At 40.6% G+C, this 25287-nt stretch carries 29 protein-coding genes; 11 read left to right on the top strand and 18 right to left on the bottom strand.

What is annotated here, in order from left to right:
- The first annotated feature begins 26 nt into the window (after nt 1-26).
- Entirely contained in the window at nt 27-404 is a 378-nt protein-coding gene (locus ACZ41C_RS12325) for a PUR family DNA/RNA-binding protein (RefSeq protein WP_138257539.1), read from the top strand.
- 72 nt (nt 405-476) lie between these two features.
- On the opposite strand, the gene ACZ41C_RS12320 is transcribed toward ACZ41C_RS12325, so the two are convergent.
- The 3 genes from ACZ41C_RS12320 to ACZ41C_RS12310 form a co-directional block, all read right to left on the bottom strand.
- Nucleotides 477-1520, bottom strand: coding sequence for a lysophospholipid acyltransferase family protein (locus ACZ41C_RS12320; RefSeq protein WP_138257538.1), 1044 nt, complete (start codon nt 1518-1520; stop codon nt 477-479).
- A complete protein-coding gene (locus ACZ41C_RS12315; RefSeq protein ID WP_464561793.1) occupies nt 1501-2436 on the bottom strand; it encodes a bile acid:sodium symporter family protein in 936 nt (311 codons plus the stop codon). Before ACZ41C_RS12315 ends, ACZ41C_RS12320 begins: the two co-directional genes overlap by 20 nt.
- Before the next feature lie 93 nt (nt 2437-2529).
- A complete protein-coding gene (locus tag ACZ41C_RS12310; protein WP_464561791.1) occupies nt 2530-2832 on the bottom strand; it encodes a phosphoribosylpyrophosphate synthetase in 303 nt (100 codons plus the stop codon).
- An 87-nt stretch (nt 2833-2919) separates the two neighbouring features.
- On the opposite strand from ACZ41C_RS12310, the gene ACZ41C_RS12305 reads away from it, so the two are divergent.
- Entirely contained in the window at nt 2920-3480 is a 561-nt protein-coding gene (locus ACZ41C_RS12305; RefSeq protein WP_138257536.1) for a thioredoxin family protein, read from the top strand.
- A gap of 31 nt (nt 3481-3511) precedes the next feature.
- The gene (locus ACZ41C_RS12300; protein WP_464561789.1) at nt 3512-4045 is read left to right on the top strand and encodes a GNAT family N-acetyltransferase; all 534 of its coding nucleotides are present in this window, start codon (nt 3512-3514) and stop codon (nt 4043-4045) included.
- 1 nt (nt 4046) lies between these two features.
- Here ACZ41C_RS12300 and ACZ41C_RS12295 read toward each other — a convergent pair whose 3' ends face one another.
- A complete protein-coding gene (locus ACZ41C_RS12295) occupies nt 4047-4583 on the bottom strand; it encodes a YfiT family bacillithiol transferase (RefSeq protein ID WP_464561787.1) in 537 nt (178 codons plus the stop codon).
- A gap of 215 nt (nt 4584-4798) precedes the next feature.
- Here ACZ41C_RS12295 and ACZ41C_RS12290 point away from each other — a divergent pair, with 215 nt between their 5' ends.
- Nucleotides 4799-5437 (top strand): peroxiredoxin, encoded by a 639-nt coding sequence (locus ACZ41C_RS12290; RefSeq protein ID WP_138257533.1) that lies wholly within the window; start codon nt 4799-4801, stop codon nt 5435-5437.
- Between the two features lie 127 nt (nt 5438-5564).
- Nucleotides 5565-5759, top strand: a complete 195-nt coding sequence (locus tag ACZ41C_RS12285; protein WP_138257532.1) for a cold-shock protein — start codon at nt 5565-5567, stop codon at nt 5757-5759.
- 460 nt (nt 5760-6219) lie between these two features.
- Here ACZ41C_RS12285 and ACZ41C_RS12280 read toward each other — a convergent pair whose 3' ends face one another.
- The 3 genes from ACZ41C_RS12280 to ACZ41C_RS12270 form a co-directional block, all read right to left on the bottom strand.
- Nucleotides 6220-7152 (bottom strand): peptidylprolyl isomerase, encoded by a 933-nt coding sequence (locus ACZ41C_RS12280; RefSeq protein ID WP_138257531.1) that lies wholly within the window; start codon nt 7150-7152, stop codon nt 6220-6222.
- Nucleotides 7153-7227: 75 nt separating this feature from the next.
- A complete protein-coding gene (locus ACZ41C_RS12275; protein WP_138257530.1) occupies nt 7228-8631 on the bottom strand; it encodes a M28 family peptidase in 1404 nt (467 codons plus the stop codon).
- Nucleotides 8597-9484, bottom strand: coding sequence for a PPK2 family polyphosphate kinase (locus tag ACZ41C_RS12270; protein WP_464561782.1), 888 nt, complete (start codon nt 9482-9484; stop codon nt 8597-8599). Before ACZ41C_RS12270 ends, ACZ41C_RS12275 begins: the two co-directional genes overlap by 35 nt.
- A 194-nt stretch (nt 9485-9678) precedes the next feature.
- On the opposite strand from ACZ41C_RS12270, the gene ACZ41C_RS12265 reads away from it, so the two are divergent.
- The gene (locus ACZ41C_RS12265; protein WP_464561779.1) at nt 9679-10377 is read left to right on the top strand and encodes a hypothetical protein; all 699 of its coding nucleotides are present in this window, start codon (nt 9679-9681) and stop codon (nt 10375-10377) included.
- A 160-nt stretch (nt 10378-10537) separates the two neighbouring features.
- On the opposite strand, the gene ACZ41C_RS12260 is transcribed toward ACZ41C_RS12265, so the two are convergent.
- The 10 genes from ACZ41C_RS12260 to ACZ41C_RS12215 form a co-directional block, all read right to left on the bottom strand.
- The gene (locus ACZ41C_RS12260) at nt 10538-11701 is read right to left on the bottom strand and encodes a sigma-54-dependent transcriptional regulator (protein WP_464561777.1); all 1164 of its coding nucleotides are present in this window, start codon (nt 11699-11701) and stop codon (nt 10538-10540) included.
- Nucleotides 11702-11712: 11 nt separating this feature from the next.
- Nucleotides 11713-12588, bottom strand: a complete 876-nt coding sequence (locus ACZ41C_RS12255; RefSeq protein ID WP_464561774.1) for a DUF6268 family outer membrane beta-barrel protein — start codon at nt 12586-12588, stop codon at nt 11713-11715.
- Complete coding sequence (locus tag ACZ41C_RS12250; protein ID WP_138257525.1) at nt 12585-13511, bottom strand: mechanosensitive ion channel family protein; 927 nt, start codon at nt 13509-13511, stop codon at nt 12585-12587. The genes ACZ41C_RS12255 and ACZ41C_RS12250 overlap by 4 nt, the downstream gene beginning before the upstream one ends.
- 2 nt (nt 13512-13513) lie before the next feature.
- Nucleotides 13514-14851: an ABC transporter permease gene (locus ACZ41C_RS12245; RefSeq protein ID WP_464561772.1), complete on the bottom strand. Its 1338-nt coding sequence runs from the start codon at nt 14849-14851 to the stop codon at nt 13514-13516.
- Entirely contained in the window at nt 14844-15776 is a 933-nt protein-coding gene (locus ACZ41C_RS12240) for an ABC transporter ATP-binding protein (RefSeq protein WP_464561770.1), read from the bottom strand. The genes ACZ41C_RS12245 and ACZ41C_RS12240 overlap by 8 nt, the downstream gene beginning before the upstream one ends.
- 586 nt (nt 15777-16362) lie before the next feature.
- Nucleotides 16363-17481, bottom strand: coding sequence for a molecular chaperone DnaJ (gene dnaJ / locus ACZ41C_RS12235; protein WP_464561768.1), 1119 nt, complete (start codon nt 17479-17481; stop codon nt 16363-16365).
- Nucleotides 17482-17490: 9 nt separating this feature from the next.
- Nucleotides 17491-18063, bottom strand: a complete 573-nt coding sequence (locus ACZ41C_RS12230) for a nucleotide exchange factor GrpE (protein ID WP_464561766.1) — start codon at nt 18061-18063, stop codon at nt 17491-17493.
- A gap of 138 nt (nt 18064-18201) precedes the next feature.
- The gene (locus ACZ41C_RS12225) at nt 18202-19164 is read right to left on the bottom strand and encodes a TIGR01777 family oxidoreductase (RefSeq protein WP_464561764.1); all 963 of its coding nucleotides are present in this window, start codon (nt 19162-19164) and stop codon (nt 18202-18204) included.
- 103 nt (nt 19165-19267) lie between these two features.
- Nucleotides 19268-19930 (bottom strand): tRNA (5-methylaminomethyl-2-thiouridine)(34)-methyltransferase MnmC2, encoded by a 663-nt coding sequence (gene mnmC2, locus ACZ41C_RS12220; protein ID WP_464561762.1) that lies wholly within the window; start codon nt 19928-19930, stop codon nt 19268-19270.
- 2 nt (nt 19931-19932) lie between these two features.
- The gene (locus ACZ41C_RS12215; RefSeq protein WP_464561758.1) at nt 19933-20415 is read right to left on the bottom strand and encodes a DUF4920 domain-containing protein; all 483 of its coding nucleotides are present in this window, start codon (nt 20413-20415) and stop codon (nt 19933-19935) included.
- A 108-nt stretch (nt 20416-20523) separates the two neighbouring features.
- On the opposite strand from ACZ41C_RS12215, the gene ACZ41C_RS12210 reads away from it, so the two are divergent.
- Entirely contained in the window at nt 20524-21600 is a 1077-nt protein-coding gene (locus ACZ41C_RS12210; RefSeq protein WP_464561754.1) for a branched-chain amino acid aminotransferase, read from the top strand.
- A gap of 25 nt (nt 21601-21625) precedes the next feature.
- On the opposite strand, the gene ACZ41C_RS12205 is transcribed toward ACZ41C_RS12210, so the two are convergent.
- Nucleotides 21626-22012, bottom strand: coding sequence for a pyrophosphohydrolase domain-containing protein (locus tag ACZ41C_RS12205; RefSeq protein WP_138257516.1), 387 nt, complete (start codon nt 22010-22012; stop codon nt 21626-21628).
- A gap of 575 nt (nt 22013-22587) precedes the next feature.
- On the opposite strand from ACZ41C_RS12205, the gene ACZ41C_RS12200 reads away from it, so the two are divergent.
- The 4 genes from ACZ41C_RS12200 to ACZ41C_RS12185 all read left to right on the top strand — a co-directional run bounded on the left by ACZ41C_RS12200 (nt 22588) and on the right by ACZ41C_RS12185 (nt 25259).
- On the top strand, nt 22588-22767 hold the full coding sequence (locus ACZ41C_RS12200; protein ID WP_138257514.1) for a hypothetical protein: 180 nt from the start codon (nt 22588-22590) through the stop codon (nt 22765-22767).
- Nucleotides 22768-22990: 223 nt separating this feature from the next.
- Nucleotides 22991-23362, top strand: coding sequence for a fluoride efflux transporter CrcB (crcB, locus tag ACZ41C_RS12195; protein ID WP_138257513.1), 372 nt, complete (start codon nt 22991-22993; stop codon nt 23360-23362).
- Nucleotides 23363-23654: 292 nt separating this feature from the next.
- Complete coding sequence (locus ACZ41C_RS12190) at nt 23655-23993, top strand: P-II family nitrogen regulator (protein ID WP_125220969.1); 339 nt, start codon at nt 23655-23657, stop codon at nt 23991-23993.
- Between the two features lie 27 nt (nt 23994-24020).
- A complete protein-coding gene (locus ACZ41C_RS12185) occupies nt 24021-25259 on the top strand; it encodes an ammonium transporter (RefSeq protein WP_138257512.1) in 1239 nt (412 codons plus the stop codon).
- Nucleotides 25260-25287: the final 28 nt, after the last annotated feature.

Genomic DNA, 25287 nt, shown 5'->3' with positions numbered 1-25287 from the left:
GACTAACCATAGAATATAATTAGGAAATGAGCGAAAGAGATTTAATGGATCAAGAGGAAATTCACTCTAAAGTTTTAAGAGCAGGTAGAAGAACGTACTTTTTTGATGTACGAAGCACGAAAGCCGGCGACTATTATCTAACGATTACGGAAAGTAAGAAATTTACACATGACGATGGTTCCTTCCACTACAAGAAACACAAGATTTACCTGTACAAAGAAGATTTTGAAGCCTTTAAGGAAAATGTCGAGGAAATGATGGATTTTATCATCGATGAAAAGGGACAGGAGGTTATCTCTGAAAGACATCAAAAGGATTTTAAGAAGGAGGATGAGGAAACAAGTACTGCCAACGATTCAAGTTCAAGTGGCAGTTTTACGGATGTAAGTTTTGACGACATTTAAACACTTCTTCAGAAAAATAAATACGACCCTTGTTAAGGGTCGTATTTATTTTAGGTCGTTTTCCAAAAACATTTAAGCGAACTTAACCAGTATCCTGTTCAGTAAAAAAATTCCTCCTACGATCAAAAGACCAAGTTTTACATTCACCAAAAAGGAAATAACCAAAAATAAAACTAGGAAATAGACCGTAAAGCCCACTTGCGCCGTTGCGTAACGCAAAGTAGCGGTAAACTCGGCCTCCCATACCTTAGGTTTCATAATGAATTTCCATAAAAGCCATATAGGGAAATTAATAAGGGCAATTAGCACCTTGAAGATATTGAGCCCTCGTTTCGAAATTGAAGTTTGACCGCATGGTATTACTGTTAATTCAAATTTTGAAACTTCTTGATTGACCTTCTTGGGCCTCAAAAAGGATATTTTTTTACTTGCCAAATATTCCAGAATCGTATCATAATCCTCTTCGGATGCAATATGTGTGGTAAGTTTTTTTAGGGCATTTGAAACGGCAGATTTTGTCCTTTTTTCGGATTTCTGGATATCCGCTTCTTCGTATAAGGACCTGGCGCTAATGGACGTTCCATAATAAACCGCTACGGAATCCGGAAAACCGGTCGCATCCAAATAATTCAGACCCACGGGAACAATCTGCAAATCGATTTCCGGATGCTGTTGTAAGGCCCTAAAAACAATTCTTGTGAATCCCTTGCTCAGGGGCCGAACCCTTCTTTTAAGGTTATGGTTTGCTTCCGGGAACATTACCAGTGCCTTTCCCTGCCCCAAAATTTGGGAACATTTGTCAAAGACTTCATCGTTTTTACTCAGGGAACTCCTGCCGTCACGGATTCGGTACACAGGAATCATTTGAAAGAACTTGAATATTTTATTCAACAAGGGCTTTCCAAATACATCCGCACGAGTCAAAAAATAGGGTTTCCGATTACAGTCCACCGCAATCAACAATACATCCATAAGGGCACTTTGATGATTGGGCAGAAACATGACCGGTTTGTCCAAGGGTACATTTTCAAGTCCAAAAACTACTATTTTTTTATGATATGAATGAAGGCCGGTTTTTATATAGACCTTTACCAAATTATAAAGAAGGTTCTTCATGCAAGTTTTTATCTTTTATGGGTCTCATGTTCCAGAAAGTGGCCAGGAGCAAACCGGAAACCATATGCCAAATTCCCCAAAAAGCCGCTAAAATAGCCATCCCGCCCAAACCTTCAAAAAAAGTGAATATCAACAGTAGTCCAAGCCCTGAATTCTGAATTCCGGTTTCGATAGTAATAGACCTTGTATTTTGAGTGTCCAAATCAAAGGCCTTGGCAATGCCATATCCTCCCATAAAAGCCAGTAAATTGTGGAGCAGCACAAGCCAAAAAATGTAAAGAACATACTCTAAAAAGACATCAATATTATTGAACAAGGCCAAGAAGACCAAAAAAATAAAGAACACAAGGGAAAATACCTTAAAAAATTTGGCCATTCGTAACGCAAGGAGCGGTTTCCAATGATTCAGACCCATACCAAGGAGTAAGGGAATACCCAATAACAAGGCCACCAGTTTGACCATTTCAAAAGGTGCTATCGCCACGGAATTGAGTATGGAAGAAGTAGGTCCATATAAAGAACCCCAAAATTCCAAATTGAAAGGTGTCATGATTATGGCCAATAGCGTAGCGATGGCCGTAAGACAAACCGATAATGCCGTATTGCCGCCTCCTAAATGGGTAATGTAGTTGGAAATATTACCTCCTGGGCAAGCCGCGACCATAAACATGCCCAAAGCCACACTTGGGTACGGTTTTAAAAGGAAAACCAATAAAAACGTAATTATTGGCAAAAGAAGGAACTGACTTGCAACCCCTACGAATACAGGCTTGGGATTCACCCATAATTGTCTAAAGTCCTTTAACGATATTTCAAGAGCAATCCCAAACATCACCAAGGCCAACACAATGTTCATGAGCCAAAGGGCCTCATTATCGAAATTTATTTGGACACTATCCAGTGTAGCTTCTGTCAAGTAATAAAGATTAAAATCAATCCGCTTAGCGGACAAGACAGCAATATACTAAAATAGCGTTAAAAAGCTAGATTTCCCTTTTTAAGGATATATCTATTGAATCCTGAGCTTTTCTATCATTTCCCTAGAAACATTTCCCGCATAAACGCCATAGGCATCTACCAAGAGTCCTTTTCCTCCGTTGCTGGTTTCTATAACATAAAGAATGGTGCTATCGTCTGGATTGGTCTCACCCTCAAATCTATAGTATTTGACAACATTGAGGTCCACAGCCTTGTGGATTCTCTTTTTTGCCTTATTCTCTATACCGGCATCGCAAAGATTAAAGTCCTCCGTATACCCCTCCTTTTTTAAGTCATTTATGGCTTCTGATAGTGATATATATGATTTTTCCATGTGCTGATTTTAAGTTTCTATAAGTTACCAATAGAATATGCCATTCGCAACATTTTAAGATTTTATAACTTTGAAAAAAAGTTTGTCATGGCCAGAACACCAAGTAATATGTTGAAATTAGGCACAAAAGCCCCTGAATTTAGTCTTTTGGATACCGTATCGGGAGAAACGAAAAGTCTTGAACAACTGAAAGGTGAAAAAGGAACCGTAATCATGTTCATCTGTAACCATTGTCCCTTTGTAATCCATGTAAATCCAAAAATAACAGAGCTTGCCAAAGACTATCAAAGAAAAGGAATTGGGTTTATCGCCATTTCAAGTAATGATATAAAAAATTATCCGCAGGATGCGCCGGAACTTATGACGGTAAAGGCCAAGGAAGAAGGCTATCCTTTTCCCTATTTGTACGATGAAACCCAAGATGTCGCCAAATCCTTTGACGCTGCCTGTACACCCGACTTTTATTTGTTCGACCAGGATTTATCACTGGTATATAGAGGACAATTGGACGATTCCAGGCCAGAGAATGGCGTTCCTCTTACTGGAAAAGACTTATCCAATGCTATGGATGCTGTCATTAACGGAACCAAAGTGGACGAACTTCAAAAACCCAGTATTGGATGTAACATTAAATGGAAGGTGAACTGATTGTCCAATTTTGTGTTTCATTTAAATTCGTATGCACATAACAGATAGCCTAAAGTTTGTTGAGCTGGTCCCTAATCTCTACCAAACGTATATACAAATAGGTACGCGGGCCTATAACCAACATTACCGACATTTATGGCCAAACGGGGACACATCGACCTATATTCAATATAGTTTCACCAAACCGGTGTTGGACAAAGAGGAATTGGATACGAATACCAAATTATACCTGATTCAGTTGGAAGACACTTATGTAGGTATTTTAAAAATTACCTTTGATAAAAAAATGATGACCTATATAGAATCCGATGCGCTTTATTTGGATAAAATCTATATTCTTAAGGAGTATTCGGGCAAAGGTATAGGCGCTAAATGCATTCAATTTATCGTTGGAATCGCCAAAAAACTTTCTAAAAAAGCCATATTCCTGGAATCCATGCAAAAAGGCCCAGCACTTTCGTTTTACCTTGCCAATAATTTCACCATTGTCTCCAATAGCCAAGTACCCTTTGAGAATGTGATTGAAGAGGAAAAACCCATGTACGTTTTAATGAAAGGTATCTAAATTACCATCCCTTTCTAACTATCAAATTCTGGATATGGGCTAAATGATGGTTTCCATGCCAGGCATACTTTCCGATGTTCTGGGCAACGGTGACTTTTACGTTGCCATCAGGATGAAAGTAAAAACTCTCGTATTGGGCTTCATCCAATCCTTTTAAGAGATAAACCAGTTTGGCGTGCAAGGCGTCCAAATAGCTCAGGGAAAGTGATACCGGAGCTGTTTTGGCATCGAACAGATTGCTCCAGGATTTTTCTTCGTAGGCCTTTATTAAAGGTGCGTCTTCGGATAGCGCCCATTTAAATCGGGTGTAGCTATGGTGATGGCTATCGGCGATATGATGGACCAATTGTCTTACTGTCCACCCTTGGGGCCTATAGGACGTATCCAACTGCTCCTCATGTAAGGGAGTCACCAAGGCCCGGAGCTTTTGGGGTAGAATTTCCAGTTCCTTGATCCAAGAATCCCTAAGTTCCTTGGAAATGGTTTTAGGACAAGTAAAATGTCCTATGGGATAGCGCAGTTCTTCTAAGTTTTCCATGACATAAATGTAGAAAACATAAACGCAGACCACATAAAAATTCTCAAAAAATGTAGTTCTGATTTGAACGCCCTTCCCACGCCTTCTTTGTAAAAGGAGGCAGTAAATTTTCCATCTATCTCGTACAACAAAAATTTAATAGAGTTTTAACCATAAATCCCTACTCAACCATTATTAATCTAGTAATTTTATAGAGTAATTAAAAATGATATAAAATGGCAGCAATACGTTTAGGTGACAAAGCACCTGATTTTACAGCAGATAGTTCCATGGGAACTATAAACCTTTATGACTATTTAGGGGATAGTTGGGGAATCCTTTTTTCACATCCTGCAGATTTTACACCTGTATGTACCACTGAATTGGGTACTGCAGCAAATTTTAAACCTGAGTTCGATAAACGCAACGTAAAAATGCTAGCGTTAAGTGTGGATGGGGCCGCTTCCCATAACGAGTGGATAAAGGATATCAATGAGGTTCAAAATACAACGGTCAATTTTCCGATTATAGCGGACGAGGACAAAAAAGTTTCAACACTCTATGATATGATACACCCTAATGCCGACAATAATCTTACAGTACGGTCCGTATTTATTATAGCTCCGGACAAAACCGTTAAACTTACCTTGACCTATCCGGCATCAACGGGAAGAAATTTTTATGAATTGTTGCGAGTCGTCGACTCTTTACAACTTACAGCCTACCATAAAGTAGCAACACCTGCCAATTGGGAACATGGGAATGACGTGGTGGTGAGTCCGGCAATTCCTACCGAAGAGGCCAAAGGAATGTTCACCAAAGGGGTGGAAGAAATCAAACCCTACCTAAGGATGACTCCAGACCCAACGACATAATTATCCTAAATTATGTGACCTTGACTTAGAAGTTAAAAAAAGATAATGATAAGATAACTTGGTAAAAAGCTATCTGATAAATAATTAAACGCTATCTTCGCGCTTTAATTAAATTAATTTTTATATTATGAGTAAAGGAACAGTAAAATTCTTCAACGATTCCAAAGGTTATGGTTTCATCACTGAAGATGGTTCAAACACAGATCATTTTGTACACATTTCTGGCTTAATCGATGAAGTTCGTGAAGGTGATGTTGTAGAATTTGAACTACAACAAGGTAAAAAAGGATTGAATGCCGTTAATGTGAAAGTTATTGACTAGGTTACAAATTATCTTTTTTATAGTTCTAAAAAGCCCGAACCATTTGTTCGGGCTTTTATTTTTTTTGATATAAACACGCAACCATTCTACATATTTGAGTCTATAGATAAAGCATCTCAGTTTCCCCACTTTAAAAACTGACCTATGAATACTTTTCTTGGAGTTCTTCTCGTTTTGATTTTTGTAAATATTGCCATGTTGGCAACTAGCCTGCGAAGGAAAAAAAATTAAAATTCCCTGATTTTTACGTAGGGTTTTGAAAACGCAAATTGTTGTTCAATTGATAATGAATACTATTTGTTGAACTTTTGACCCCTAATGTTACATGAAAACATTTCTGGCAATAATATTTCTTTTGATATTGTTCAATGCTATTTTGCTGATATCAAGTTATCTAAGGACAAAATAAGAACACCCCGGAGATTCCGAGGTGTTTTTTGTTTTTAGTCCGATTTTTAATTTATCCGACCTTCATCAACTCCACATCAAAAATCAAGGTTGCATCCGGAGGTATGACACCCCCTGCACCGGCACTTCCATAGGCCAAATCCGATGGTATAACAAAACGAGCCTTGTCACCAACGCGCAGTAAGCCGATACCTTCATCCCAACCTGGGATTACCTGACCTACTCCCAATTGAAAATCTATGGGCGAATTTCTCTTGTACGATGAATCGAACACTTGCCCGTCTACCAAAGCCCCTTCATAATGTACGGATACCTTCTTCCCTTTTTCAGCCTTTGGCCCGTCTCCATTTTGTATCAACTTGTACCTCAAACCGGAGTCGGTTTCATCAAAGCCAGCGGCAATTTTGTCCAATGCAGCCTTTTGGGCGGCTTTTGCAGCTGCCAGACGCTCCACTTTTGTAGTTTCAAATTTTTCAAATGCCTCCACGGCATTCCATACCTTTGCCTTTTCTCCTACTCTTACAATCTCCACGGAATCCATGGTATCCCCTTGTGAAATGGCATCCACTACTTCCTGTCCACTGGCAACATGACCAAAAACGGTATGTTTGCCATCCAACCACGGCGTTGGAACATGTGTTATAAAGAATTGGCTGCCATTGGTGCCGGGTCCGGCATTGGCCATGGAAAGTACTCCTGGGCCATTATGTTTCAATTCTGGATGGAACTCGTCATCGAACTTATATCCGGCATCACCGGTTCCGGTTCCCAAAGGGCACCCACCCTGAATCATAAAATCTGGGATTACCCTATGGAATTTTAAACCATCATAGTAAGGTTCGCCCAAATCTTTCACCTTGTTTTTCTTCTTACCTTCGGCCAAGGCTACAAAATTCCCTACGGTACCGGGTGTTTTGTCATAGGTCAACTTTACCAATATTTCACCTTTTGTGGTATTGAATTTTGCGTATAATCCGTCTTCCATTTTACTAGTTTTTAATGAGGTGCAAAGGTAGTTAAAAGTATATATTGGAGCCTAGTTCCCTAATCCAACTTTCCATTAGGGATTTAGACCATGGGTATCAACGAGATAAACCAAACTTGCCATGGTGGCGGCACCAAGCTCCAATTCCCGTTTGTTGACTTGTTCAAACGTATCGTTTTCCGCGTGGTGGTAATCGAAATATCGTTGGGAATCGGGTCTAAGGCCTGCAAGTGTTATTCGTTCATTTTTCAAGGGGCCAATATCCGCCCCGCTTCCGCCCTTTTCAAACAAATGGACCAAATAGGGCTCAAAGAGGTCCTTCCAGCCCATGATTTTTTCAAAACTGGAGTCGGGACCATCAAAGGAAAAGCCCCTTGGGGTAAATCCTCCGGCATCGCTCTCCAAACCAAAAATGTGATTTTCGTTCTTTTCCATCGCTACCTTTGCATATTCGTTTCCTCCACGTAGGCCATTTTCCTCGTTCATGAACAGCACGACACGGATTGTACGTTTTGGTTTATACCCTATCTGCTTAAATAGCTGAAGAACTTCCATGCTTTGTACGCAACCGGCGCCGTCGTCGTGCGAACCGTCGCCCAAATCCCAAGAATCCAAATGTCCCCCTACCACAATAATTTCATCCGGATGGGTGCTTCCTTTTATTTCACCTATGACATTGTAGGACTCCACATCTGGGAACAGTTTACAGTTCTGTTTGAAGAAAAATTTGGTCTTGGGGTCCAATTGTAACGTGGCGCTCAACAATTCGGCCGCATTCGTACTAATGGCGGCCGCTGGTATTCTTTTGTCCTCAGGCAAATCGCCATAGCTCATGGAGCCTGTATGAGGGTAATCATCCAATCTAAGGTTCATGGATCTGACTATTATACCTATTGCCCCATATTTAGCTGCTTCCATGGCGCCCGCATAGCGTTGGTCCACACACCCGGAATACGCTGCGAAGGTGTTTATCAATGTGGGATCCATGGGACGATTATAAAAAACGATCTTGCCCTTGATCTTAGACGCTCCCAAAACCGCCAATTCGTCAAGGCCCTTTACCTCAACAATTTCCGACTTAACGCCATTTGGAGGGGTTGCCACCGATCCGCCAAGTGCGGTAAGGGGAACGTTCGTAGTAACCCCCGGGGATGTTTCAAAATAGGCGAACTCCGGTATTCCCCGCACCCATTTTGGCACCATGACAGGCTGTAACCAAACCCTGTCCAATCCCAGTGAATCCAGTTCTTGCTTTGTATAATTGACAGCCTGTTGGGCCTGGATGGAACCGGACAGCCGCCCACCGATTTGATTGGAAAGATAATTCAGCCAATCGTAGGATTTCCCCTTGGTCAAAGCGGCATCGTAGATGTTTTTTAATTGTTCTTGGTCTGAAGGTTGCGACCATCCAATCTGTACAAAAAATAGGCAAAGAACACCTAACTTAATCGTTCTTTTCACTGCGAAGTTGGTTTTCATAGTCGTCTAAATTAGCCATTATTTCAGCTTCCAGTGTGGGCTCCTTGATATCTTTGTATTTTTTTAACCTTTCCAGCAAAATACTGGCTACGATCACCCTAGCGGCCTTTTTGCTGTCCGCAGGTATCGTATACCAAGGTGCGTGCTCTTTAGTGGTATTGTTTATGGCCTCTTCGTAACAATATTGGTACTTGTCCCATAATTTACGTTCCTTAAGGTCCCCCGGGGAAAACTTCCAATGTTTCTCTCTATGTGCCAATCTTCGCAACAATCGCTGACGCTGTTCCTCTTTGGAGAGGTGTAAAAAGAACTTGAAGATGATTGTGCCGTTTTCGTGTAGATGGCGTTCAAAATTATTAATCTGCTCAAACCTTTTGTCCCAAAACTTTTGGTCGATATCATCAACAATGTGGATACCGGGAATACGTTCATTGAGTATATATTCCGGATGGACCCTGGTGACAAGTACATTTTCATAATGTGTCCTATTGAATACCCCGAATTTTCCTTTGGCCGGTAATACCAAATAATGTCGCCATAAATAATTATGATCCAACTCCAATTCTGTGGGAACCTTAAAACTATGTACCTGTACGCCCCTTACATTGAAATCCTTGAACACTTCCCTTACCAAACTATCCTTTCCAGCGGTATCCATTCCTTGAAGACAAATAAGTACACTATATTTGTTATGGGCATAAAGGATGTCCTGAAATTCGCCCAATTCCCTCCTGACCTTACTAAGATCTTTTTTTAATTGTTTATCGGTTTTTCCAAAGTCCTCAAAACTGGGAACTTTTGAAATTTGGATACTTTCATGTACCCTGTATTTTTCAGTATTTATATAATCCATGCCGAAATATAGAATATTAATCGGTGAAGTGGGAATCGGTTTTAAAAAAAAAGCCTGTTCTACCTAAAAACTGAACCAATGGACTATTGAACGAACAACTTAGCTCTCCTATCGAAAAAATAATGCTTTTGACAGCCTCCCGATGTACCTTTAACTTTGTAAAAGTCCCAAATTTTACGACCAAACTTAATCGAATGAACAAAACCTACACAATCCTCATACTTGTAGTATGCTTTATTTCCTTTAATTCCTTTGGTAATCTTAGGGAATGTGAATATGCCGGAGCCAATATCGAATTTGCCAAAACGCAAACGGAAAAGGCATTGGAAATCTCAGATATAAATCTTGTAAAGTACCATGTTTATAAGGCCATAAGTGCCATTCAAAAAACCGATAAAAAACTATCCAACTGTGGTTGCGAACACGCCCAAAAAGATTTGGCGAAAGGTGTTGAAAACCTAAAACTGGCAACAAAACAAGAAGAACTGTTCAAAGCCAAGGATCTACTATTAGTGTCTTTAGAGAGCATCATGAAAGGATTGAATGCCCTTTCAGAACATGAGTACCATATAGAACAAAAGCGGGAAACCTTGGCAAAGACACAATCCCAAAATTCTAAGGACAACCAGAACAATGCAGAAACGGAACAGTCCATTAGTCCTATTTATAAGGAAATTGACCAGTCCCTGGAAAAATACCGAAAATCGATTAATACTGTAGTGGAAACGGTCAACTGCAAGGAGGCCAGTAGTTTTGCGCAAAACATCATCGAGCAATGTGAAAACCAGTTATTGATGGAAAACCTGACCGAAGGTAAAAAGTACTATTACCTTAGAACTAAGGAAATTACTGTAAATGCTTTGGAGAAGCTTCGCGATTGCTATGGAAGGTAAAACCTTCCATTACCTAAAAACTTGGATTTCGCACTGCTGTGAAACCTAAATTTATGTGAAAAAAACCCAAGAAGATACTTAATATTGGCAAAATAGGAGCTCCAAACACTAAAAAACCGAACACAAAAAGTAGCGTAATCCGTGATTCGAACTAGTTGGATTATTTACTGGCAAAAAGTTTCACATCTTCTTCCGAAACTTCGGCACCACCCAGAATAATTAGCCTTTCTACAACGTTCCGTAGTTCACGGATATTTCCGGTCCAATCATAGGCCTTTAGAAGTTCGATGGCGTTTTTGGAAAAAGTCTTGCGCGACATACCTTGCTCGTCCGTAATTTTTTGAGAAAAATGCTCAATCAACAAGGGAATATCCTCCCTTCTATCATTTAGGCTAGGCACCTTGATCAAAATAACCGCTAGCCTGTGGTAAAGGTCCTCCCGAAACTTTCCTTCCTCAATTTCCTTTTGTAGATTTTTGTTGGTGGCCGCCAGGACCCTTACGTCCACTTTGATATCCTTATCCGTTCCTACCCTAGAAATCTTATTTTCCTGCAAGACCCTAAGAACCTTTGCCTGTGCGGAAAGGCTCATGTCCCCAATTTCATCAAGAAATATGGTTCCTTTGTTCGCAGCCTCGAATTTCCCCGCCCGATCCTTTACAGCAGAGGTAAATGCCCCTTTAACATGGCCAAAAAGTTCGCTCTCTATCAATTCAGATGGGATAGCGGCACAGTTCACCTCAATAAACGGCGCCTTGCTCCTGCTACTTTTTTCGTGTAGCCAGTGTGCCACAAGTTCCTTGCCCGTTCCATTGGAGCCGGTAATAAGCACGCGTGCATCGGTCGGGGCCACTTTTTCTATTATTTCCTTAATAGCGGAAATCTCTTGGCTCTCCCCTACCATCTCATAGTTTTTGCTGACTTTTTTCTTTAGAATCTTATTTTCGGCAACCAAATCCTTTCTATCCAAGGCATTTCTAACGGTGGTCAACAATCTGTTTAAATCGGGGGGTTTTGAAATATAATCGAAGGCCCCTAGGCGCATCGTATTCACGGCCGTATCCAAATCCCCATGACCGGAAATCATTATAAATGGAATTTCTGGTTTTATTTTTCGGGCGGCCTCCAGGACTTCAACACCGTCCATTTTTGGCATCTTAATGTCGCAAAGTACTAGGTCATAGTCATTGTTTTTAATGGTTTCCAATCCTTTTAAACCGTCTTCGGCCTCCTCTACCATATAACTATCACTTTCTTCGGAGAGTATTTTTACCAATACCCTTCTAATGGCCGCTTCATCTTCAATCACTAAAATCCTTGACATACTACTAATTTTTAAATTCCTATTCTAAATCCGGTCCTAAAATACAATCCGGCATCATCGTTCAGTGTAAAAATATCCTTTCTATCACTATCCCTAAGGGCTCCATTTTGAAAAAGTGAATACCCTCCAACCAAGTAAACGGACATATCCTTGGTTATCTTATACTGGTAACCCAATGTCAATAATAGTGCCGTATAGGAAACGTCCGTAGACAAAATATTATTTGATAACAGAATATTGTTCTGGATATTCACATAATAGCCATCAACGAACAGTTCTGTCTGAAAAAAATGGCCCTTGGGCGTAAAATATTTCATACCCGTTTTTGGCACTCCCAAAACATAGGACCAACTGGGGTGAAAACGTTTCTCATAATATAATACAGGCAAAGGTATCTGCACTGGCGAGTTGGAATTATAGGAAACCCCCAAAACCAAACGGAACGGTTTTTCTATATTTTTTTTATCCTGATAGGCCCCTATCGTATAGTTTATGTTGAAATCGTCCTCCTGCAGCTCTTCCACAAAATTGGAGGACCACCTGGGGGTGACCACACCAACCATGCGCCATTCTTCCGATACTTTGTAGACATAGGCGAAATTCAAATCAAAGACATGTAGTTTTCTTAAGTCCCCGGCATTTGGAAATAGGGTGTCCGGCACTTCAAAATTATACCGATTGTACTCGCTTCCCAAAACGATAAAATCCTTTTTATTTCGTACCAGAATTGGAACGTTCGCCAATAATTTGACCCTGGCCGTCTCCACACCGCCGCTGTTCTCCGGCATTAGCATATACTCCGCCCGAAATACATCTGGTGTCTGACTCCAAAATGTCAAATGTACCATGATTCCTAAAAATAGGGCCCACTTATTTTTGCCCATCATTCCTTACTATCTAGTTGGACATTACTATGTTGAAAAGGGGTTTGCTGAAAAATATGTACATCCCTTTGAGGAAAGGGTATGGTCACGTTATTCTTTCTAAATGCCGCATCTATTTTGTAGCGCAATTCACTTTTTGTCCGTGGATCTGAAAAACTATCGCTGATGAAAAAGTTAAGGGAAAAAAGCAAGGCTGAATCCCCAAAATCCTCAAAAATAACGAAGGGTTTTGGACTTTTAAGTACACCTCTTTGCTCCTTTACCAGGCCCTCCAAAATACTAGTGACCAATTGGACATCGCTACCGTAGGCAACGCCAACTTTTACACTTTCCCTTGTCGTCTTGTGGTTTTGGGTATAGTTGAAAACGATATCACTAATAAAATGGTGGTTGGGAATGATGATGATTTTATCGTCCCTTGTAATGGCCCTAGTGGTTCGCAGTTTTATCTCAAAAACCTTACCTACTTTTCCATCCACCTCTATAATATCACCTACCCTAAGCGATTTATCCACAATAATAAAAATTCCCCCAATGATATCCTGAAAGAGTTCTTGCAAAGCAAGTCCCAAACCAACAAACAAGGCTGCAGAGGCTGTTATAAGTATGGTAATGTCTATTCCTGCGGCGCTCATGGTAAACAATATCACCACGATATAAACGACATACTTTATAAATTTGAAAATACTGATAAACTTCAGCTTATCATCGGTCTCCATTTTTCTGGTGAAAAACTTACGGACCCATTGCAATACAAAACTGGTAACCAAAAATGCTACTGTCAACAATAGCAGTAGACCAACAGTAACCTGAATTGATTTATCCCCGGAGGTATAATGAAACCCAAGGTCCAGAAATTCCTTTATGGAACCCCAGATATCCTCTTCAATAATCTCCTTAATTTTTTCTTTTTCCTCTTGGGCCATTATCAATATTTAAGCCATTTAAGCAATTCTTTATAACTGGGCTTTTTTCCGTACATAAGGATTCCTACCCTGTATATTTTGGCGGCCAGCCAAACGATACCAATAAAGGTAAATATTAATATCAAAATGGACGATACCAACTGCCAAATGGGAACCCCTCCTTCCCCGATGCCTCCCGGCAGCCGCATTAACATGACTATGGGCGAAGTCAGCGGAAATAACGAAAAACCAACGGCAATGGGTCCATGCGGATTACTAAAAACCGAAAAGAAGCCGACATAAATAGCCAACATCAAAGGCAGGATTATTGGAAAAATAAACTGTTGGGTATCGGTTTCATTGTCCACCGCGGCTCCTATGGCCGCATAAATGGAACTATAGATCAAATAACCCAAAATAAAATAAATCAGAAAAAAGAAGACCAAAAGAACCCAGGGTATGTCCATAATCTCTTGGGCGTATAATATCATATCAGAATCTGCGGAGGCCATGATGGGATTTTGGGCAGCGCCCATTCCAGGTCCCGACCCGCGACTGGAAAGATCGGCCGGGTCAATATTAAATATGGCCATGGACACTATCAACAAAACACCCCCTGATACAATCCAAATACCAAATTGTGTTATACCCGCCAAAGAGGTCCCAATAATTTTGCCGAGCATCAACTGAAATGGTTTTACCGAAGAAATGATAACCTCAATAATCCGACTCGTCTTCTCCTCTATGACACTGCGCATAACAAAGCCACCGTAGATTATAATGAACATCATAATCAAATAACCAAAACCCCCACCAATTATAGCCTTTATCTCGTTGATCCCCTTTAGGTTGTGTTCCCCATCAAAGGTTGAGATGTTCAGTTCATACGTACTGTCCATTTCCGCATATTCACTGGCCGAAATACCAAATTCCCTTAGTCTTTCCTGTTTGAGGCGCTCCTTGAAAATACGCTCCAATCGCTCTAGGGTGGTGGTGCTAGGTGCATCCTTACTGTAAAAAAACGAACGCTGGCTCACTTTTTCCAGGTCGGATTCATTAGGCAGATACACCAATCCATAATACCCCATGTTCAAGGTGGAGTCCTTTGCCTCCTGCAAAGTGATATCCCTAAACTTTACAAAGGATGTACTTTCCGAGGTTATAAACTCATTGGCAAAAAAATCGCTTTCGTTCAGTACCGCGATTATTCTTTTTTCGTTGTCATTCAGCTTTGTAAGATATGCGATCAGTACGATCATTCCCACCATTAAAAAAGGGCTCAGGAACGTCATGATTACAAAGGACTTGTTCCTAACCTTTGCGAAGTATTCCCTTTTTATTATCAATGAAAGCTTACTCATCTGCAACACCTTGTTTTGCTACGGTTCTAATGAATATCTCGTTAGCGGACGGAATCGTTTCCGTGAAACTTTTTATGGTACCCTGTGTTCCTAAAAAATTCAACAACTCATTGGAGGTTCCGTTTACCAGTTGTACCGAAAAATCCAGTTGCCCTTGCGAGGTAGCCGAATCCAATATGGTAAAACTATTTTTCAATTGGTCCAATAATCCCGATGGAGCCGTAGTATCGACAGCCACTTTGAAAATATTCTTTTTGAACGCCTGTTTGATATCGGATAATTTACCATCCAAAATTTTCTCCGATCTATGGATAAGCGCAATATGCTCACATAGTTCCTCAACGGATTCCATTCTATGGGTGGAAAAAATAATCGATGTCCCGTTTTCCTTCAACTGAAGGATTTCGTCCTTTATAATATTGGCGTTTATGGGGTCGAATCCGCTAAAGGGTTCATCAAAAATCAAAAGTTTTGGCTCATGGAGTACGGTTACAATAAACTGTATCTTTTGTGCCATTCCTTTGGAAAGTTCCTGGATTTTCTTGTTCCACCAGTTGCCAATATCCAGCCTGTCAAACCAATATTTTAACCGCTGTTTTGCGTCGTTTTTGGACAACCCTTTTAGCTGGGCCAAATACAGCGCCTGCTCCCCTACTTTCATGCTCTTATAGAGCCCACGCTCCTCCGGCAAATATCCAATTTGGGCAATATGTTCGCTTCTTAACGGTTCCCCCTCAAATAATACCTCACCCTGGTCTGGATAGGTAATCTGATTGATAATGCGTATCAAGGTAGTCTTGCCTGCCCCATTGGGACCCAGCAGGCCATAAATACTATTTTTGGGAATTTCTATGGAAACATTTTGCAAAGCAGTATGGTCGCCATACCTTTTGGAGACCTTATTTGCGACCAAAATATGATTCATGCAAGCAATTTGTTCAAAGATATTGAATTGTTTTCATGTGGTACCAAATGATGGATTTTTAATACTAGTATTGGGGCTGCATTGTTTATATCCATTAAACCCGGATTATGCCTTAGAAAAACAGTTACGGCTAAAAATCACTTCAAAATAAAACACTTCGCTGTATTTTCAGTTTCACCATAGCGGTGCTATGCTAAAATTTCCAAACCACTTTATTTTATTGCGCTTTTTACCTTCAAGACGATCTCCTCATGCATATTCCGGGTTAAAAAATCAAATGTTCTTCCATGCCACATCATGTTTTCCTTGTAAAAAAAATCAGTGGTTCTATTTTTTTGGATGGCTTGAACAATGACCATTTGTCCGCTCCTCATAACTGTTCCCTTGACTATTTACAGCCATTTTCCCTTGCTAGTATTTCTGAAAATTTACTGAAGCCAGCAATTCAAATAGCCCTAAAAACAAAACCCACCCTCAATAGAATCAAGGATGGGAAAAAAATTGCTATGAAAAAGAAAATTAATATTGGTCTCCCAATATTGTTTCAAATATACGTTTTTTATTTAAACAGCAAATATTTTGACAATTAAGAGAACATATCCTTGACTTTTTCAAAGAACGACTTGTCTGATTTTTCTGGTTTCGGTTCAAAGTTCTCATTGCCCTGCATATGTTCAAAAAACTCCCGCTGCTCCTTGTTCAATTCCTTTGGGGTCCAAACGTTCACGTGTACCAAAAGGTCCCCACTACCATAACCGTTAAGACTGGAGATACCCTTTCCACGCAATCTTAGGATTTTTCCGGACTGTATTCCCGGTTCCAATTTAATCCGTACTTTACCTCCAACGGCATCTATTTCCTTGGAAGTACCCAAAATGGCATCGGCTATACTAATGTAAAGGTCGTAATGCAGATTATCGCCTTCGCGCTTCAGGGTCTCGTGCTCCTGTGTTTCAATAGCCACTAACAAATCCCCGGGAATACCGTTTCCTGGTGCGTCATTTCCTTTCCCCGGAACCTTTAGTTGCATTCCTTCTTCCACACCGGCCGGAATATTTATGGATACGGTCTCTTCCGATATTTTCAATCCCTGTGCATCCGCATCACCTGGTTTTCCATCCAAAATCTGTCCACTTCCACCACAGGTACTGCAGGTAGCGGCCGTCTGCATCCTTCCCAATATGGTATTTTGGATTTTTGTGACCTGTCCGCGACCATTACAGGTGGAACATGTTTTATAGGTGACGCCTTCAGCTTGTACCTTTCTTCTGACTTTGACTTTCTTCTCTACACCATTTGCTACTTCCTCCAAGGTAAGCTTAACCCGTATACGTAGGTTGCTGCCTTTCACCCTTCGCTGGCCACCACCACCAAAACCGCTAAAGCCGCTAAAGCCGCCACCACCAAAGGCACTGCCAAAAATATCTCCAAATTGGCTGAAGATGTCGTCCATGTTCATACCGCCACCTCCAAAGCCACCGCCTTCAAAGGCCGCGTGACCAAATTGGTCGTATTTAGCCTTTTTATTGGGGTCGCTCAATACCTCATAGGCTTCGGCCGACTTCTTGAACATCTCCTCCGCTTTGCTATCCCCCGGATTTTTATCAGGATGGTATTGCAGTGCCTTTTTCCGGTACGCCTTTTTAATCTCAGCAGCGGAGGCACTTTTGCTCACACCAAGTATATCGTAATAATCTTCCTTCATACTATTCAATTAGTTTCCAACAACAACTTTGGGATGCCGTATAATTCTATCGCCCAGCTTAAAGCCTTTTTCAATAACATCGATTATTTTACCCTTCATGGCCTCTTCAGGTGCCGGTATTTGCGTAATGGCCTCATGAATTTCTGCATCAAACGTATCCCCAACGGCAACTTCAACTTCCTGCAGACCTTTGGATTTCAGGGTTTCCCTGAACTTTACCTTTATCAGTTCCACGCCCTTGAACATTTCCGTATCTTCAGCTTTTGAAAGCTCCTTCAAGGCCCTGTCAAAATCATCCATCACCGGCAAAAGCGAAACGATTACTTCCTGTCCTGCCGTTTTAAAGAGCTCCATACGTTCTTTAGAAGTTCTTCTCTTATAATTCTCGAATTCAGCAAAAAGCCTCAAAAACTTGTCCTTTTCCTTCCCCAGTTCCTCTTTTAGACGTTCTTCTTCTGTCATTTCCAATTTTTCTTCGGATATTTCACCTTCCTGTACCTCCTCATTTTCCATTTCCTGCTCCAGCACTTGCTCTTGGGACAGTTCGTCCTCTATATGTTCGGTCTTATTTTTCTTGCTCATGTTCAATTTTGTTTAATCTTTGAATTTGAGTCGGCAAAAGTACTGCCAAATCTTTAAAAATGTCAAAATGTCACCAAACTTTATAAAAAAATCCGCCAAAAGCGGATTTGAATTTTATGTATGGTTGCAGTATGTTGTTTATGACGCATATTCCTTGGATATATCATTGGATATCTTTGAGTTGGACTCCTTTCCATTATAGATATTTTCCAATGCCGAACATACATTCTGATATTCGAAAATAAACCCTTCTTCCTCTATTTTTTTACTACTCACCCGTTGACTCGCAAAAAGAATATAACTCATCTCGCCAAGTATAGCCTTCATCACAAATTCAGGTATGTTGGGTAAAAACAAAGGCCGATTCAAAACTTGGGCAATCTCCTTTACCAATCGAGTGTTTGTAACCGGATTTGGTGATACCCCGTTAAAAGTTCCTTCCAATTCATTTTCCATGGCAAAGAGAAAAATCCTTCCCAAGTCCGATAGGTGAATCCAAGATTGCCATTGTTGTCCGGTACCAAAGGCGGCACCCACATGATATTTGACCGGTTTCGCCATTTGGGGCAAGGCACCCCCTTTATCTGACAACACCAAACCTATCCTGACCTTAGAAACCAGCAAGCCTAGATTTTTAAATTCATTCGCCTTTTCTTCCCAGGCAGCTACGACTTCCCCAAGAAAACTATCGTCTACTATGGGCTCGCTTTCCTCATAATAATTGGAGAGTGAATTTGGATAAATACCTATGGCAGAAGCCGTTATCAATGCGGATACCGTATGATCGGGAAGTTTTTCGAGTGCCTTGTACAGTGTGGCCAGGGAATCTATCCGGCTGTTGAGAATTATTTTTTTGTAACTAGGAGTCCATCTTTTAGAAATGCTCGCCCCGGCCAAATTAATGACGGCCGATACGCCGTTAAAACATCGAATATCGATTTCACCGTTGCCGGGATTCCAATAAAAACCTTTCAGATTGGAAGCAGATTCCATTTTGTCCTTGCTTGTGGTCAAGTAGTGTACATCGTACCCTTTGGCATGACATTGAGATACCAATTCCGTTCCAACCAATCCTGTCGCTCCTGTTATTAATACCTTCATAGTTCAAAGATATTGTTTTCCCCAAAGGCCGATGGTCGCTTTAATTTCGATTTAACAAAGAAGGTTGGTTTTTAAGACAAATTAACTGTACGACCTCTCTAAATCAAAACTTTCTCGCCCTAAGCATTTCCCTTTTTCCGGGAGGTCCTGGAAGACGCTCCACCTGAAAACCTACTTCCTGCATGGCCCGTCTAACGCTGCCTTTTGCAGCATAGGTTACTAGTACACCCTTATTTTTAAGGGCTCTGAACATTTTTTGAAAAATTTCCACTGTCCAAAGTTCTGGTTGAACCCGAGCCCCAAAGGCATCAAAATAGATCAAATCGAATTCTGAGGAGTTTTGGATTTCCTTAAAATCCTTTTGGGATTTCAGCAGCGAAAAATTAGGCGTTATAGAAGTGTTCTCTTCCCAAGTACAACTGTGCAATTTTTCAAATTCCTCCCTGTGTTCCATTGCCGCCAGCTCCTCTACATAATTCAATTGACCGATTTCAGTTTTCAAAACAGGATAGGCCTCCACTCCCGTATAACGCACCCTTAGTTCTCTTTTGGGCGCTTCAAGGAGCGTGATAAAAGCATTGAGTCCCGTCCCGAAGCCTATTTCCAAAATAGTAAGCCCTTGGTTTTCAAATAATTCCAGACCGTTACTTATAAAGACATGGTACGCCTCCTGTATGGCTCCATGCTTGGAATGGTACTGTTCGTTCCAGTCCTTTATTTGGATGGTCTTTGAACCATCGCCCGTTACAACTATTTCCCTTTCCAATACTAGTTTTTGATAAGTACACCACTGGCCTCAAACCCATAGGTCTTTTTGGGCGAAGTGATCTTGGAGAGTTCTTGCTCGTTGGCACCGGCATCCTTTGCATAGTGTTTTTGGTCTTCCACGCTCATTTCTTCTACAAAAGCAAGTCCATCGACTACAACATTCTTTCCGGCGATATCCCTTGGCACAAAAAAACCATAATCCTTAAATCGTACCATGGCCTCGTTCCCATTGGAAAGCTCAACCTTCATCCAACAACCCTTTGCCTGGCACACTTCCTTTACCTTCCCCACAAACTTGGTAGTCAGCGTATCATTGGCACTTAACCCGTCATAAAGCGACATCATATCATTGGAGGTTCCTACGTTCGTTTCATCGACCCACGCCCCAAAAACGTTCGCCGTATCTGATTTTGATGCTTTTTCCTGAGCAAAGACGCAAAAACCCATCAACAAAAACACAAGCAAAATGTTAAAACCTTTCATAATGTTTAAAAATTAATATCCTGCTGCAAAACTGCTCATTTTTAGGCTAAAAAAGAAGTTGCCATGCGGATATTTGATTAATTTTAACCTACTAAAGCATATTTTGGAATGAGCGTAGAAACTAAAAACGTAACTATTAGTATTGAGAAGGCAAAGATCTCTAAAATAGACCAAGTCGATTTTGACAATTTAAAGTTCGGGTCCGTATACACGGATCATATGTTGGTATGTGATTACAGGAACGGAGCTTGGCAGGCACCTAAAATCATGCCCTATCAATCCATTGCATTGGACCCCTCGGCAAAGGTGTTCCACTATGGACAGGCAATTTTTGAAGGTATGAAAGCATATAAGGATGACAAGGGCGATATATTTCTTTTTAGACCCTTGGAGAATCAAAAACGGCTTAACATTTCGGCGAAACGGCTTGCCATACCAGAATTGCCCGAAGATATTTTCATGGAAGGCCTGACCACTTTGTTACAGCTGGATAGCGACTTCATTCCAACCCAGGAAGGTTCGTCCCTTTATATAAGGCCATTTATGTTCGCATCGGGTAACGGCTTTCATGCCTCTCCTGCGGATGAATATAAATTCATCATTGCCTGCGCTCCCTCGGGATCGTACTTTTCCGGAAAAGTTAAGGTATTGATAGAACAGACCTATTCACGTTCTGCCAATGGTGGCGTGGGATTTGCCAAGGCTGGAGGAAATTACGCGGGACAGTTCTACCCTACCCAATTGGCCATTGAAAAAGGGTACAATCAGGTTATTTGGACGGACGATACGGAACACGAGTATATCGAGGAGGCCGGAGCCATGAACATTTTTGTTCGTATTAACGACACCTTGATAACGGGGCCAACGAGCGATAGAATCTTGGACGGCATCACCAGAAAAAGTATTTTGGAAATTGCCAAGGATAACAATATTCCTACCGAAGTACGGAAAATTACCGTGACCGAAGTGGTCAATGCCGCCAAGGACGGCTCCTTGAAGGAAATGTTCGGGGCGGGTACTGCCGCCGTAATTTCGCCCATTGCCGCCTTTGGCTACAAAGGAACGGATTATGACCTTCCAGAACTGGAAAACAGCTATGCCTCCAAATTAAAAAAATTGATTACGGATATACAGTACAATAAATCCGAGGACAAATACGGATGGCGCTATAAAGTCAACAACTAACAAAAAAGGGCTTTTTAGCCCTTTTTTATTTGTCCAATATTGAAGCGATGTCCGGTTTAAAATAGTTGGGACCTTTTAGCACCTTACCGTCTTCCCGGTAAATAGGTTTACCGTCCTCCCCCAGCTTGCTCATGTTACTGCGCTGGATTTCGTTAAAGACCTCCTCAATCTTGTACTGCATTCCATGTTCCAAAATGGTTCCGCAAAGAATATACAGCATGTCCCCAAGGGCATCGGCCACCTCGACAAGGTCATTGTTTGTGGCGGCTTCCAAATATTCCTTATTCTCCTCGTCCATTAAGTTGAAACGGAGTTGGTTTTTTGTTTGGCCCAAATCGGCACGCATTTCTTGAGAGACACCCAGTCCAAAAGACTCATGGAACAATTGTACGGCGTTAATCTTACTTTTCATGTGTTTATTTTAATTGTTTTTCAACCATCAAACTTCGGCTTTTATCAGTACTGGCATGCAACATCCTTGTAATAATTCCGATGTGTTCCCGAAAACGGTCACGGATGTTTCATCGATCGATATTTTATTTTAGGAGAATCTGCCCAAATTTATCAAATTCAAAGGTTTTCCGTTTATTGGGTTTATCACCCGAAAACATTTTCACCAAGTTTAATGGCCACTGATCAGAGTTCTTGAGTTTTACTTTAGTTTTGCCTAAAAATAGAAATTATGTTTAGCACGGGACAAATTGTATTTGCAACTCTTTTTGCAGTTACATTCTTTATAATTATCATACTGATGTACAAGAAGGACCTAAAACTGCATCAAAAAAATTACAAAGGTGTAAAATGGGTGGGAATATTCTTTATAATATTCATAATTATACTTTTCTGTATTAAGTATTTACTTAAGAATTAACGTAAATTTTACGTACACCACAAAAATTAACGTTTTGACAACAAAAGCCCTGATTTTCACGTTTTATATACCAAATAACGTAATTTTGCGTTATTCATCTATAAGGGGCAAACATTATGATGACATTCTTTACAATTTTGGTGGTACTTATAGGACTCAATGTGGCCATGGTCATAGCCAGCTTGCAAAATGCAAGTAAAAAGTCGAAAAGACCTACAAAAATGGTTTCAGAAGACAACCAATCCGTAATCTATCCAATTGACCTAATTACTTCCAACTACAAAAAAGCGGTTTAGTTTTATTTTTTGTAGGTATGAACAATGAAACATCCACATTTTGACTCCAATCAAGATTTTCATTGTCGAATCACCCTTTCTTTAACAAAGTCAGGCAATACTGATAGGTCATTTGAACCAAACCGTATTACTTTGATTTTCATGTAGGGATTCGTCTTGGCAATTCAAGCACATCAGGCAAGAAAATGCTTTATTTTCCAACTTTTGCATTATTTTTAACTGCATGAAACAGTTTTTACTGATATTTCTAGGCGGTGGTTTTGGTAGCTTTCTTCGCTATATAATTTCCAAATCCTTAAATGTATATTATCCCAATTTTTACTTAGGGACCTTTTTAGTGAATATTCTCGGTTGCTTTATAATAGGTATACTGATTGGCATATCCGTAAAGAACAATTTCCTTTCCGAAAGTCATATGTTATTATTGGCGACCGGCTTTTGTGGTGGCTTTACAACATTTTCCACCTTTGCCCTCGAAAGCCATATACTGTTAAAGGAACATTCCATTTTTTATATGTCGGCCTATCTAGCCTTGAGCATACTAATAGGTATACTAGCCGTAGCGGCAGGCCTTTATGTCTGCAAACTGTTATAATTGTAACGGTATCCCCAATTATTCTAAAATCTCAACATTTTTTTGACATTTTAATTGTTTTTCAAACAATTCAAGTCAAAAAGAGCTGATTTTCTGCATTATTTTCAATTTACACCTATCCACAGCAAATTTTGACGGGCAAATTGACAAAATAACACCTCGCAAATATATATACCTATAATTTTTAGGGGGGTTATTTATTATAAACATAAAAATAGGACCATTACCCCTTCAAATTATAGGGTGTTAATATTTTTAACATACATTTGGTCCATCTAAAACAATCAGTACAATGAAAAAAATCGAGGCAATTATCAGAAAATCCAAGTTTGATGAAGTCAAAGAGGCTTTACATCAAATTGAGGTCAATTTCTTTAGTTACTGGGATGTAACGGGAGTTGGTAATGAAAAACAAGGGCATGTATATCGTGGTATTTCCTATAGCACCACAGATATACAAAGGAGATATCTAACCATTGTAGTATCCGATGAATTTGCACAAAAAACAGTGAACACTATTTTGGAAACAGCTTACTCAGGCAATGTTGGGGATGGTAAAATCTTTGTCTCCGATGTCATCGAAGCCTACAGAATCAGGACAAAGGAAAGCGGTCAAGCGGGTATCAACTAAAAAAACAACTAACTAAAACTTAAAAAAATGGACGCAGGATTATTTACAGCGAATAACGTATGGATGATGTTGGCCACCGCATTGGTGTTCTTCATGCATACAGGTTTTGCCTTTTTGGAAATAGGTCTAACCAGACAAAAAAACACAATCAATATTTTATTCAAAAACATATTTATCATCACCGGAGGGTTGCTCTTGTATTATGCCTTTGGTTTTAATTTAATGTATCCCGGTTTTGAGGATGGGGATGCAGGATTCCTAAAATTCGCAGGATTTGGAATTGCCGCCCCGGAAGGTGGTATGACCCCTGATTATGCGGATGGTGGTTACACTTGGTGGACGGATTTTCTTTTTCAAGGCATGTTTGCTGCCACAGCTGCTACAATCGTATCCGGAGCCGTTGCCGAACGTATCAAAATTGGTTCCTTCATGATTTTTACGATTGTTTATGTAGGTTTGGTTTACCCCATCGTAGGTGCTTGGAAATGGGGTGGCGGATTCTTGGATTCCTGGGGATTCTATGACTTTGCAGGATCTACTTTGGTCCATTCCGTAGGTGGATGGGCAGCCTTGGTAGCGGTTACCCTATTGGGTGCACGAATAGGAAAATTTGGCAAGGATGGCAAACCGAACGCAATTCCAGGTCACAACATACCAATGGCAACAGCGGGTGTATTGATCCTTTGGTTAGGATGGTTTGGTTTCAACGGTGGATCCGTACTTTCAGCAGACCCTGAATTGACTTCCTTGGTTTTGGTAACCACAAGTTTGGCTGCCGCTGCCGGTGGTTTTGGCGCCATGATTACTTCAACCATCCTCTACAAAAACTTGGACCTTACCATGTTCCTTAATGGTATTCTAGGCGGTTTGGTAGGCATTACGGCCGGTGCCGATTTAATGTCGCCCAATGAGGCCGTAATCATTGGGGTACTTGCCGGAATCCTAATAGTTTTTGGTGTTGCCTTGATCGACAAATTAAAATTGGACGACCCCGTTGGTGCTATTGCAGTACACTTGATCTGTGGTATTTGGGGAACCTTGGCCGTGGGTATTTTTGGAAGCAAGGCAGGAATCGATCAGTTATTGACACAATTATATGGCGTATTGATCATAGGAGCCTTCTGTGTAGTATCTGCAGGTATCATTCTTGGAGTGCTTAAAACTACACTTGGCCTTAGGGTTTCAAGGGATGAGGAATTGGAAGGTCTGGATATCCATGAGCATGGAATGGATGCTTATGCCGACTTTAGAATGAACCAGCACTAATAATTCTGAACAAAAAACGGAGCGTTCT

The sequence above is a fragment of the Maribacter sp. C-4077 genome, from assembly GCF_055378385.1.
Note: the sequence above shows the minus strand (reverse complement) of the source record. Positions and strands in the feature narration are given on the sequence as shown.